This is a genomic window from Plantactinospora sp. BB1, assembly GCF_003030385.1.
Classification (GTDB): Bacteria; Actinomycetota; Actinomycetes; order Mycobacteriales; family Micromonosporaceae; genus Plantactinospora.
The window spans coordinates 4,729,210-4,741,987 of record NZ_CP028159.1 but is presented as its reverse complement, the minus strand read 5'-3'; the positions used below and the strand labels follow the sequence as shown (position 1 = coordinate 4,741,987).

The following is a 12,778-nucleotide window of genomic DNA, read 5'->3' as shown; positions in this document are numbered from 1 at the left end:
CGGCGCTCAGTGCGGGGGAGACCTTGCTGCCCACCCGCGTCGGGGCCGCCTAGAGTCGGGCGCCGAGCTGCGGGTAGTCGCGCGGGCGCAGGAAGTCCGAGCCGCGGATGTTGCCGTTCGCGTCCCGGGGCCCGGTCAGCGTGCTCGGGTCGGTGCTGACCAGGTCGGCCGCGCTCCAGGAACTCTTGATGTTCCAGGAGTTGCCGGTGGCGGTGGAGGAGCCGAGCGAGACCCCGGCGCCGTTGGCGACGGCGAGGTTCCCGGTCAGCCGGGACGTGGAGTTGGCGAACTTGAAGCCGCCGTCGCCGTTGCGCCAGGCGCTGTTCCGGTCGACGGTGATGGTGCCGGGGTTGCCGTTGTCGATGAAGCCGCCGACGGCGTTGTCGAAGGCGACGCTGTTCCGGATGGTGTGGTTGGCCGGCGGATCGGGGTCGCCGCCGCCCATCTTGAAGCCGTTGCCGTCGCCGACGTAGTCGGGCAGGTTCCACCGGTTGACCCCGTTGCCCCAGGCGGCCGAGTTCTCCACCAGGATGGGCGAGGTGAACAGCCAGGCGTCGAAGCCGTCGTCGGAGTTGTTCCACAGCCGGGCACCGCGTACGACGTTGCCGCTGCCCGAGCCCTCCTTGATGGCGAGCCCGTCGGCGCTCTCACCGTTCTTGCGCGGGTCGCGGTTGCCGTACGCGTCGAGGTTGAGCACCTGGTTGTTGCTGGACGCGCCCTGGATCTGGAGTCCGGACTCGTAGTTGTCCCGGGTGACGAGCCGGTCGAAGACGTTGTTGTTGCAGTCCCGGCAGAAGATCGCGTACGGCCCGTGGATGATCTCCAGTCCCCGGATCCGCCAGTGGTCGGCCTCGATGTGCAGCACCCCGCGCTCCAGGTTGGGGATGCTGCCGCCGACCGGTGCCGGGGTGTGCGGCAGGTTCTCCCCGTCCAGCACCACCCGTTCGCCGTTGTGGTTGCTGATCGTGTACGGGCTGGCCGAGGTGCCGTCCTTCATGATCCGTACGTTGCTGCCGAACTGGTAGGTGCCGCCCCGCAGCGCGATGGTGGTGCCCGGGGTGGCCAGCTCGACCGCCCGGCCCAGTGTCGCCAGTGGCGCGCTCAGGGTGCCCGGGTTGGCGTCGTTGCCGTTCGTCGCCACGATCAGCGTCGACGCCGCGGCCTGCGCCGGGACGGTGGGGCCGAGACTGGTGCCCGAGGCGGCGGCGACGGTGGCGGCCAGCGCCGCCGTCAGTGCCGTTCGGTGCAGTCGTCGAGACATCGAGAAACTCCCTGGTGGTCGACGGGGGCGGGCGGGTCCGCGAACGTGCCGCGGACCCGCCCGGTGCGGCCCGGTGTTACCGGTAGGTGAGGTCGGACGAGGAGTAGATGCAGTTGGTGCCGTCGGCGCCGGTGCCGACCTGGGTGGGTTCGTCACCGTCGTCGTTGCCGTTGTACTTGCGGCAGATCACCATCGACCGGCCGGAGTCGTTGACGATGGTGATCCCGCTGAACCGGGCGGTGTCGCCGTAGTTCACGTTGATCCCGGCGACGGTGTTGCCGGGCCGGGTCAGCGTGACGTTGCGGATCACGACGTTGCGCTGGTGCTGGGTCGAGCAGTTGCCGCAGGAGCGGTAGAAGGTGCCGAAGTTGTTGGCCTGGAAGTTCTGGATGGTCAGCGTGCCGGGCCCGTTGTGCTGGAAGACCTTGTCGCTGGCGCTGCGTGCGCCGCCGCCGTCGACCAGGAAGCTCGGCGAACCGCTGCCCCGGAAGGTGGCGGCGTCCTCGCCGACGTCCTCCCACCAGACGTTGCGCAGGGTGCACGGGCCGGAACAGTGCACGCCGTCCCCGGCCGGGGCGCCGATGATGACGTTTTGCAGGGTGGCGCCGGAGGCGAGGCTGAACATCGGGTCCTGGTCCTCTTCCTGACCGCCGTCGCCGATGCAGCAGTACCGGCGCATTCCGCCGTCGAGGGTGCCGGAGACCGAGATGGTGCCGTTGACCCCGACCTGCCCGGTCGGGGTGGGCCAGCCACCCGTCGGCGGGGGGTTCGTCGGGGGCGTACCCCCGCCGCTGACGGTGGTCAGTCGCCACTGCTGGTTGGTGCCGTTCAGGTCGGCGAACTGGGCGATCGGGGCGCCGTCGGCGGTCGACCACTCCCAGACGTCCAGCGCCTTGCCACTGTGCCGGTTGATGAACCGGACGTGGCCGCCGTCGGAGTCGGCCAGCCGGAAGTGCTGCCGGGTGTTGTTGTTGTCGGTCATCTGGACCAGCCGGGTGCCGTCGTCGGCGTTGGGCAGTTCCAGCACCTTGCCGCTGTGCACCGAGCGGATTCGGTAGTAGCCGCTGCCGGCGTCGACGAACCGCCACTGCTGGACGGCCAGGTCGTTGCGGGCGAACTGGACGATCGGCGCACCGTCGTTGGTGGCCCAGTCGTAGACGTCCAGCGCCTTGCCGCTGTGCCGGGACGTGATCACGTAGGTGGCGTTGGTGTCGACGGTCGCGGCCGAGGCGGTACCGACGTCGACGACGCCGATCGTCGCCACCGCGGCGAGGGTGGTCGCGCCGGCCAGGACTGCCGCCCGCCAGCGTCTGGCGGGCCGGGCGATAACGGCCGCCGCCATGGACTGCGTCATATCGGAGGACCTCCGGGAGCGTGGGTGGTGGTCGGGGGACTAGGAACGCGCTTTCCTGCCGAGGTCGGAATCCTGTCGATCGATCAACCTCCAGTGCTGGTCGTGCGGCCGGGAGTCGTACGCCGGCTCGCCCGGGTGTCGGACCTGCTCCCCGGGCGGTCGCGCCGTTCGTCGCGGACCCCGGGAACCCACCGGTCCGAGTGGCTGCCCTGTCGCCGCCGTCGGAGCGCGCGCTGCGCTACGGCGGGGGCGGGCGGGGCCACTGTAGATCTGACACTGACAGCAGTCAATGCCCTCCGCAATTCGCGAGGAGTTTGTTTCATCGGTTGACGTAAACGGAAATCCGGTCGTAACCTTTCCGGCAAGATCGGACCCGCCGGCCCGCTTCCGCCGCTGCACAGTGCTTCGACGCCACCGATCCGGCCCAGGACCGTCGCGACCGACCCGCCGCCGCAGCCGGTGTGGCGCGGCCCGCCCGGGTGCGCCCGCACCGGCCGGCAACCCGCACCGGTGGCCGCCGGCAACTCCTGAAGGGACTGGGACCCCGTGACTGACGCAACGGCAAGAGTCGCCCGTACGCCGATGAGCCGCCGGGCCGTGCTGAGGACCGCCGGGCTCACCGGCCTCGGTCTCGGCACCTCGGCCTGCGGCCGGGGCTTCGGCGGCGGTGACGACGCCGAGGGCGGCACCGTCGCGCTCAACATGGTCTGGTGGGGCGACGCCAAGCGGGCCGAGAAGACCCAGGCCGCGCTGGAGATCTTCCAGCGGAAGAACCCCGGCGTCACCGTGCGGACCGAATACCAGGACAGCGGGCCGTACAAGGACAAGCTGGCCACCCGGTTCGCCGCCGGGGACGCGCCGGACGTGATGGCGATGCGGATGGACAGCCTGCGCGAGTACGCCGACCGGGGCGCCCTGCTCGACCTCGGGCAGCACGCCGACGCGCTGGACCTGACCGGGCTGAGCGAGAACGCCCGGGCACTGGCCACGGTCGGCGACAGGACCTACGGGGTACCGGCCGGGCTCAACGCGATCGGCTTCGTCGTCAACCGGACGCTGACCGAGAAGTACGGCGTCGCGGTGCCGGACGGCAACACCTGGAACTGGCCCGACCTGGCGAGGTTCGCCCGGGAGGTGACCAGGGCGAGCGGCGGCAGGGTCTACGGCACGAACTTCGAGGCGTACACCCTGGCCAACATCATCGTCTTCACCCGGCAGCGGGGCGAGGACTTCTACACCGCCGACGGCGGGCTCGGGGTCAGCGAGGCGACCGTCGCCGACTGGTTCGGGATCGTCGAGTCGATGCGCGCCGAGGGCGGCTTCCCGCCGGCCGGGTTCATCGAGAAGATCGGTGCCTCCGCCGAGCAGTCCTACCTGGCCAAGGGCTCCATCGCGTCCCAGATCATCCCGACCAACAACCTGCTGGCCTTCAACGCGGCCGCCGGGGGCAACCTGGCGCTGCTGCGCATCCCCGGCGAGACCCAGAGTGTCCGTCGTGGCCAGTCCGTCGACTGCCCGCACCTCTGGTCGATCGCCGCCGCCTCCAAGCACCGGGCCGAGGCGTTGCGGCTGCTCGACTTCCTGGTCAACGACGTCGAGGCGTCGAAGGCCACCGGCACCACCCGGGGCGTACCGGCGAACTCGACGGTGGCCGAGGAGATCAAGTCGACCCTGAGCCGGGACGACCAGATCGCCACCGAGTACCTCGGCGGGTTGCAGCGGGAGTCGTTGCCCCGCTCGTACACCTATCCACCCGGCTCGTCGAAGATCGCCGCCACCCTGGAGTCGATCGCCGCCGAGGTCGAGTTCAAACGGCAGACCCCGCAGCAGGCGGCGAAGGCGTTCGTCGAGGCCGGCCGGAAGGCGCTCGGCAGGTGAGGGCACCCTCCGGGCCGGGGGACGGCGGCCGGCCGTGAGCACGACGACCGGAGCGCCGGCCGGCGCCGTGGTCCGGCTCGATCCGGGTACGCCGCCGCCGGCCCGCCGGGCCCGGCCGCGTCGGGACCGGGCCGGCTATCTCTTCCTGCTGCCCTGGTTCCTCGGGATGCTCTTCACGATCATCCCGTTCTTCGCCTCGCTCTACCTGGCGTTCACCGACTACAACCTGCTCAACGCGCCCCGCTGGATCGGCGCGGAGAACTTCACCGAGATGCTGCACGACCCGCTGCTGCGCCAGTCGCTGAAGGTCACCTTCGTCTACACCTTCGTCTCGGTGCCGCTCTCCCTGGTCGTGGCGCTCGGGGTGGCGATGCTGCTCAACCGGGGCATCCGGGGACTGGCCGTCTACCGGGCCGTCTTCTACCTCCCGTCGCTGCTCGGCGGCAGCGTCGCGGTGGTGCTGCTCTGGCGGTACATCTTCGGCCTGGACGGGATCGTCAACGCCTTCCTCGGCTGGTTCGGCATCGACGGGCCGGGCTGGACCTCGGACCCCGACTACGCGCTGACCACCCTGATCGTGCTGCACATCTGGACCTTCGGCTCGCCGATGGTGATCTTCCTCGCCGGGCTGCGCCAGATCCCGGCGATGTACTACGAGGCCGCCGCGACCGACGGGGCGTCGAGGTGGCGACAGTTCCGCTCGGTGACGCTGCCACTGCTCAGCCCGATCATCTTCTTCAACCTGATCCAGTCGCTGATCACGTCGTTCCAGACCTTCACCCAGGGATTCGTGCTCAGCGGCGGCACCGGCGGCCCGGCCGACTCCACGATGTTCTACAACCTCTACCTCTACCAGCAGGGATTCTCCCAGTTCAACATGGGCTACGCCTCGGCCATGGCCTGGATGCTGCTGGTCGTCATCGCGGCCTTCACCGCGCTGAACTTCCTGGCCGCGAAGTACTGGGTCTTCTACGACAACTGAGGTCACGCCATGTCGATCGACACGAGGACTCCGGCCAGGACCGCCCGGCGGCGGGCCGAGGAGGAGAGCCACCTCGAACGGGTCGGGAGCAGCCGCCGGTCCCGGTTCACCCGGCACGTACTGCTCTGCCTCTTCGGCGCGGTGATGCTCTATCCGCTGCTCTGGATGGTCTCCAGCTCGGTCAAGCCGAGCCGGCAGGTCTTCACCGACCTCTCGCTCTGGCCGGCGGACTGGGACCTGGGCAACTATCCCGACGGGTGGGTCGCGCTGGAGCAGCCGTTCGGCGTCTACCTGGCCAACTCGTTCGTGATCGTCGTACTGAGCATCGTCGGCAACCTGCTCTCCTGCTCGCTGGCGGCGTACGGCTTCGCCCGGCTGAACTTCACCGGCCGCAAGCTCTTCTTCGCCCTGATGCTCGGCACCATGATGCTGCCCGGGCACGTACTGCTGGTGCCGCAGTACATCGTCTTCGCCAAGCTGGGCTGGATCAACACGTACTATCCGCTGCTGGTGCCGAACTTCCTGGCCACCAACGCGTTCTACATCTTCCTGATGGTGCAGTTCATGCGGGCCCTGCCCCGGGAACTCGACGACGCCGCCCGGATCGACGGCTGCGGGCCGTTCCGGACCTTCTGGAGCGTGATCATGCCGCTCTGCATGCCCGCCTTCGCCACCACCGCGATCTTCACCTTCATCTCGGTCTGGAACGAGTTCTTCGGCCCGCTCATCTACCTCACCGACTCCGAGCTCTACACCGTGCCGCTGGCGCTGCGCCAGTTCGTCGACTCCGAGGGCCAGTCCCAGTGGGGGCAGATGTTCGCCATGTCGTTCCTCTCGCTCGCCCCGGTGATCGGGTTCTTCATCGCCGGCCAGAAATACCTGGTCAAGGGGATCGCCACCACCGGCCTGAAATAGCCGGCCGAGGACGGAAGGGACCCACACCGATGACGCAGCAGCGACGGAGGAGGCGACCGTGCCCGACCCGGCCAGCCCGGCCGACCCGGTCAGGCTGAGCCTGGCCGGCCGGGCCGTCGCCGACTACGTCTGGCGGCCGAGGCTGCCCCGCACCCTGTCGCCCCGGCCGTTCCTGCACCCGGTACGCACCCTCGCCGGCACCGAGGTCACCGAGTCGATGCCCGAGGACCACCTGCACCACCTCGGGGTCAGCGTCGCGGTCGCCGACCTCGGCGGCGTCAACTTCTGGGGCGGCCGCACCTACGTGCCCGGGCAGGGGCCGGTGCAGCTGCCCAACCACGGCACCCAGCACCATCGCGCCTGGACCGCCCGGAGCAGCACCGACGTACGCCACGAGCTGCGCTGGGTCGGCCCGGACGGCACCGAACTGGTGCACGAGCGACGGCGGATCGCCGCCCTGCCGCTCACCGGGCAGGCGTGGGCGCTCGACTTCGGCTTCGAGCTGACCAACGTGACCGCCGAACCGCTGACCTTCGCCAGCCCCGCCACCAACGGGCGGCTGGGCGCCGGGTACGGCGGCTTCTTCTGGCGGGCCCGGCGCGGCGACCGGCGGGTGCACGTGCGGGGCCCGGAACGGACCGGCGAGCGGCACCTGCACGGTCGGCGGGCCGCCTGGCTGGCGCTGACCGGCACCGGCACCGACCCGTGGACGCTGATCTTCGTCCCGGCGGGCCGGCCGCACCGGCCCGATCTCTGGTTCGTGCGCAGCCGCGACTACGCCGGCGTCGGTTCCGCGCTCGCCTGGACGCGGCCGCTGGTCGTGGCGCCCGGCGGCCGGGTGCGGCGGCGCATCGTCACCGTCGTCGCCGACGGCAGGCTACGCTCCCGACAGGTCGCCGACCTCGCCGACACGGTGGCGGCGATCCCGGCCGAGGCGGCCCGGTCGTGAGCACCGGCCGTCGGGCCGAGCCCGGTGGCGCGACCGTCCGGGCCGGCGGCGAACCTCGGCGGTTGGCGTACCACGGGGGCCAGGCGACGAGAGGCGGCGAGGCGACGATGGCACGTCCCGGCGTACCGGATCCGGCGCTCGCCGACCGGCCGCCCGGCACCGCCGTACTCCGGGTCGAGGGTCGCGACGTCGCCCGGTACACCTGGCGGCCCGACCTGCCACTGGCGATGTCCCCGCGCCCCTACCTGCACCCGGTACGCACCTTCGCCGGCAGTACGGTCACCGACGCCGCCCCCGACTCGCACCCGCACCAGCTCGGGATCAGCCTCGCCGCCCCGGACGTCGGCGGGCGCAACTTCTGGGGCGGGCGCACCTTCGTGGCCGGACACGGCCCGGCCTGGCTGGACAACCACGGCCGTCAACGGCACCGGCGCTGGCTGCGGCACACCGGCGAGGAACTGGTGCACACGCTGGTGTGGACGGACGCGCACGACCGCACGCTGCTGGCCGAGCAGCGCGCCATCACCTGCCGGCCGGTCGACGGGACCGCCTGGTCGCTGGGCCTGCACACCCGGCTGGCCAACGTCACCGACCGGCCGTTGACCATCCGCAGCCCGGCGGCGCAGGGCCGGGCCGGGGCGGGGTACGGCGGCTTCTTCTGGCGTGGCCCGGCCGTCGCCGACACCGCCCGGATCCTCAGCCCCGCCGGCACCGACGCGACCGCCGTCAACGGCAGCCTCGCCGGCTGGGTCGCGGTCACCGGCACCGGCGAGGCCGGCCCCTGGACGGTGCTCTTCGTCCCGGGCGACGACACCACCGCCCGGGACAGGTGGTTCGTCCGGGCCCGCGACTATCTCGGGGTCGGCTCGTCGCTGGCCTGGGACCGGCCGCTGGTGCTCGGCCCGGCCGAGACGATCAGCCGGCACCTGGTCACCGTCGTCGTCGACGGTGCCCTGTCGGCGGCGACGGCCGGCGTACTCGCCGACGGTGTCCGGCAGCCGGCATGACCGGACCGATCCGACCGAGCCGACCCCGGCAGGCCGAGCAGCCCGTCCGACAGGAGAGCCTGCGCAGCATCAACCTCGAACTCGTCTTCCGGCAGATCCTCGGCGCCGCGCAGCCGATCTCCCGTACCGAACTCGCCGCGGTCACCGGGCTGACCCGACCCACCATCACCCGGATCGTCGACGACCTGCTCGGCGGTCGACTCGTCACCGAGACCGGCCTCGCGCACGACGGTCGGGCCGGCCGGCCCCGGGTCGGGTTGACCGTCTCCGACCGGGGACCGGCCGGGCTCGGCCTCGACATCCGCGCCGACGGGCTCGCCGCGTGCGTCGTCGACCTCACCGGTACGGTCCGGCACCTGGCCTTCGCCCCGGCGAGCTACGCCGACCGGGGCGCCCCCGCCGTCCTGGCCGACCTGGCCGGGATGGCGGACGCCGCCGTACGCGCCGTCGCGGCCGAGGACCTCGCCGTCGTCACCGCCACCCTCGCCGTGCCCGGTCCGGTCGACGCCGGGCTGGTCAGGTCCGCCCCGGCGCTGGGCTGGCGCAACGCCGACGCCGGTGCGCTGCTGCGGGCCGCCACCCGGCACCTGGACCTGCCGATCGCCGTCGACAACGAGGCGAACCTCGCCGCGCTCGGCGAGCTGTACGCCACGCACCACACCCTGGACAGTTTCGTCTACGTCTCCGGTGGGCTCGGTATCGGTGCCGGGATAGTCCTGGACGGACGGTTGATGCGCGGCTCGCGGGGCTGGAGCGGCGAGCTCGGGCACGTCACCGTCCATCCGGACGGGAAGCCCTGCCCCTGCGGCTCCCGGGGCTGCCTACAGACGTACGCCAGCCTGGCGGCGATCCTCGGCGCCGAGCCGGCACCGCCGGGTACCACTCCGGACGCCGAGATCACCGCCCGGGCCGACGCGGGCCACCCGGACACCCTCGCCGCGCTCGACGTCGCCGGCACCGCGCTCGGCGTCGCGCTCGCCGACATGCTCAACATCCTCGACATCGGCTCGGTACTCCTCGGCGGCAGCTTCTCGCTGCTGGCGTCCTGGCTCACCGCCAACGCCCGGGCCGAGATCGACCAGCGGGTGCTGACCACCGACTGGGCGCCGGTGACCGTCCGGCCCGCCCTGCTCGGCCCGGACGCGGCCGTGATCGGTGCCGCGCTGACCTCCATCGACCAGGTGCGCCAGCAGCCGGCCGGTTGGCTGTCGCGCCGGTCGGGCCGGTCCGGAGCGTCCCGACCGAGGCAACCGGCGAAGCCGTCCGGATAGCGCCCGACCTCCTCAGGGGGCCGGAAACGCGATGGGGCCGGCGGACGGGTGCGGGACGTCGCGGCCGCGCGCCGGGAACGCGGCTGATGGACGAGAAGCGCGAACTGCCCGGTTGGACGGTTGTGTGATCCCGAAAAGACAACGGTGGTTGTCCATGGCCGTGACGTCGCATAGCGTCCCTGTCGTTGCCCGCGTGTCCGGACGGATGCGGGCGGTGATTGCTTCGCTCACGCACGCGCGGAAGGGGAGGGACGTGCAACGACTGACATTCAGCGGGGGGATGAGATGGGCAGCCGGGCGAAGGCGCCTGCTCGCGGCGTCGGTACCCGTGCTGCTGGTCGCGGCGGCCGGAATGGCCGTCGGCGGTGCCGGGCCGGCGACCGCCGACCGGGCGGCCCGGTTCACACCGACCGAGCGCGACTTCTACATCAACTATGTGGACCCGAAGGTCGAGCGGCCCAGTGACGGCCCCGAGGTGGTGGTCCAGGGCGGCAAGCGCAAGATCAAGCGGGCCAAGCCGGATCCGGTCACCGCGTTCGGCCGGAAGTTCGCCGAGGGCAACCCGGTGGCGGCCCGGAGCCTGGCCAGGACCGAGGCCGAGGCGATCCGGACCGGCAGGAACCCCCGGCACATCCGCTACAAGCAGGCCGACGAGACGCAGGTCGCGAAGCTGCTGACCATCCTGGTCGAGTTCAACCCCGACGCGGACGACGACTTCACCGGCGTGATGGTGCCGCGGGCGACGTTCGACGACGCGACCACCCCGGAGAACGAGCGGGAGTGCGTGCCCGGCAACGTCCAGAACGGGCCGCTGCACAACAACATCCCGAACCCGGCGAAGGCCTCCCACCCGGACAACAACTCGATGTGGGTGCCGGACTTCTCCACCGAGTTCTACAACAAGATGCTCTACAGCCGGGAGGGCATCACCGAGCGGGTCCGCACCGACCTGCGTGGCCCGGACGGCCGGCGCGGCATCGACCTGCGCGGCTACACGATGCGCAACATGTACCTGGAGATGTCCAAGGGCGCGTACACGGTGAGCGGCGAGGCGACCCCCTGGGTGACCGTGCCGCACTCCGAGGCGTGGTACGGCGCCGACACCTGCACCCAGGCCGACGGTGAGTGGGTGGCCGGGGCCAGCCAGGACATGAACGGGCACCCGGACAACCCGGCGGGCCCCGGCGCGCTCGGCGTCGACGCGGTCAACGTGCTGGCCGCGCAGAACCCGGACTTCCCGTGGGCCGACTACGACATCGAGGACGTCGCGGACGCCGACGGCGACGGCGACCTCAACGAGCCGGACGGCGTCATCGACCACCTGGTGCTGGTACACGCGGGCGAGGACAAGTCCGGCGGCGGCGGCGCCGAGGGGCCGTACGCGATCTGGGCGCACTCGTCCGCGATCGTGCCCGGCCACACCATCCCGGGTACCGACAAGATGATCAGCAACTACATCGTCCAGCCGGAGGACTCCGGCGTCGGTGTCTTCGCCCACGAGTACGGGCACGACCTCGGCCTGCCGGACCTCTACGACATCGGCTCCGGCGGCGACTCGGACGTCGACTTCTGGGACCTGATGTCGTCCGGCTCGCACACCGGCCCGATCTTCCAGGGCATTCCCACCCACATGGGACTCTGGGACAAGTTCGTGCTCGGCTGGGCCGACCCGGTGATCCTGAACCCCGGCGACGACCCGGCCCGGGTCAAGCTCGGGCAGACCTCGCGGACCCCGGTCGGCACCGAGGACGGCGTCCGGGTGAACCTGCCGGCCAAGCAGATCAGCCTCTCCACCCCGCACAGCGGGGAGGGGCAGTGGTGGACCAACAACGACCAGTCCTGGGCCGACGTGCGGCTGACCCGCTCCCTTGAGGTGCCGGCCGGCTCCGACGTGCGGTTCTGGCTCTGGAACAACTACTCCATCGAGGAGGACTGGGACTACGGCTTCGTCGAGGTCTCCACCGACGGTGGCAGCACCTGGGCCGAGCAGAAGGTCTTCGACGCGGCCGGCAACCTCGTCTCCACCGACGACGGCGACCCCGACCCGAACGGCCGGCTGCACGACTACGGCAACAAGAAGTACGGCCTGACCGGCAGCACCGGCGGGCAGTGGCGGCACGACTACGTCAGCCTGACCGGGTTCGCCGGGCAGACCGTCCAGCTGCGACTGCGGTACGCCACCGACGCCGCGTTCGAGGACACCGGCTGGTTCACCGACGACTTCTCGGTCACCGCCGACGGCACGACCGTCTGGTCCGACGACGTGGAGAGCGGTGCCAACGGCTGGACCGCGACCGTCGGCACCTTCACCAACACCACCGGTACCGGCTGGAGCATCTCGCCCGGCGAGTTCTCCTACGCGCACTACTACCTCGCCGAGTGGCGCAACCACGACGGCTTCGACGAGGGCCTGAAGTACGCGTACCAGACGAACTACAACCGGGACGGTGCCTGGAAGGTGGACCGGGTGCCGTACAACGCCCCCGGCATGCTCGTCTGGTACCGGGACACCAGCTACGGCAACCTGAACCTGGTCCTGAACAACCTCTACGACCCGCCGAGCATCGGTGCCAAGGGCGGTCTGCTGATCGTGGACTCGCACTTCGACCCGTACCGCCGGCAGGGCACGGCGGCGGCGAAGGACCCGTCGGGGCTGGACAACCTGCCCTCGCGGCCGCAGTCGTCGAACGCGGCGTTCGGCTTCGGCCGGACCTACCCGTTCACCGAGTGTTTCGAGGCGCCGAACGAGCCGTTCAGCGCGTACTGCACCAAGTTCAGGTCCCAGCCCGGGGTCAGGTCCTTCACCGACGCCAAGGGCTGGTACCCGGGCATCGAGTACCGGCCGGACCTGGACGCGGAGAGCCCGCTCTTCTTCCGGGACGCCGACGCGTCGGTCGTGGTCCCCTCGGAGGGGAACGCGCCCTACTCGGTGCGGACCGTGGACCGCAACGGCAAGCCGGCGCGGAGCCAGTACGGTCTCGACCTGGGTGGCGGGGTCGTGACCGGCACCGGCAATCCGGGTGATGCCGGGGTGGACCTCGGCGTCCGGTTCGAGCTGCTCAAGCCCGGCCACCGCAACCAGTGGGCGGATGTCCGGGTGGTGCCGCCCGGCGCACCGTAACCGGTACCGGAGAGATCCACCGGTCTCCTGGGGCCGCCGT

At 71.2% G+C, this 12,778-nt stretch carries 9 protein-coding genes; 7 read left to right on the top strand and 2 right to left on the bottom strand.

Annotated features, from left to right (window positions below):
* Positions 1–49: 49 nt before the first annotated feature.
* Both C6W10_RS20660 and C6W10_RS20655 read right to left on the bottom strand, forming a co-directional pair.
* On the bottom strand, positions 50–1,261 hold the full coding sequence (locus C6W10_RS20660) for a right-handed parallel beta-helix repeat-containing protein (protein WP_107259700.1): 1,212 nt from the start codon (positions 1,259–1,261) through the stop codon (positions 50–52).
* A gap of 76 nt (positions 1,262–1,337) precedes the next feature.
* Positions 1,338–2,603 (bottom strand): pectate lyase, encoded by a 1,266-nt coding sequence (locus C6W10_RS20655; protein WP_107264134.1) that lies wholly within the window; start codon positions 2,601–2,603, stop codon positions 1,338–1,340.
* Positions 2,604–3,161: 558 nt separating this feature from the next.
* Here C6W10_RS20655 and C6W10_RS20650 point away from each other — a divergent pair.
* The 7 genes from C6W10_RS20650 to C6W10_RS20620 all read left to right on the top strand — a co-directional run bounded on the left by C6W10_RS20650 (position 3,162) and on the right by C6W10_RS20620 (position 12,738).
* On the top strand, positions 3,162–4,493 hold the full coding sequence (locus C6W10_RS20650; RefSeq protein WP_199853703.1) for an ABC transporter substrate-binding protein: 1,332 nt from the start codon (positions 3,162–3,164) through the stop codon (positions 4,491–4,493).
* Positions 4,494–4,527: 34 nt separating this feature from the next.
* Complete coding sequence (locus C6W10_RS20645) at positions 4,528–5,475, top strand: carbohydrate ABC transporter permease (protein WP_234359244.1); 948 nt, start codon at positions 4,528–4,530, stop codon at positions 5,473–5,475.
* A 9-nt stretch (positions 5,476–5,484) separates the two neighbouring features.
* Complete coding sequence (locus C6W10_RS20640; RefSeq protein WP_107259696.1) at positions 5,485–6,390, top strand: carbohydrate ABC transporter permease; 906 nt, start codon at positions 5,485–5,487, stop codon at positions 6,388–6,390.
* A gap of 58 nt (positions 6,391–6,448) precedes the next feature.
* Positions 6,449–7,339 carry a PmoA family protein gene (locus C6W10_RS20635; RefSeq protein ID WP_107259695.1) on the top strand — a complete coding sequence of 297 codons (891 nt, stop codon included), beginning with the start codon at positions 6,449–6,451 and terminating at the stop codon, positions 7,337–7,339.
* Positions 7,336–8,346 carry a PmoA family protein gene (locus C6W10_RS20630; protein ID WP_199853702.1) on the top strand — a complete coding sequence of 337 codons (1,011 nt, stop codon included), beginning with the start codon at positions 7,336–7,338 and terminating at the stop codon, positions 8,344–8,346. The genes C6W10_RS20635 and C6W10_RS20630 overlap by 4 nt, the downstream gene beginning before the upstream one ends.
* Entirely contained in the window at positions 8,343–9,617 is a 1,275-nt protein-coding gene (locus C6W10_RS20625) for an ROK family transcriptional regulator (RefSeq protein ID WP_107259693.1), read from the top strand. Before C6W10_RS20630 ends, C6W10_RS20625 begins: the two co-directional genes overlap by 4 nt.
* 280 nt (positions 9,618–9,897) lie before the next feature.
* Positions 9,898–12,738, top strand: a complete 2,841-nt coding sequence (locus C6W10_RS20620; protein ID WP_107259691.1) for an immune inhibitor A domain-containing protein — start codon at positions 9,898–9,900, stop codon at positions 12,736–12,738.
* Positions 12,739–12,778 lie beyond the last annotated feature (40 nt).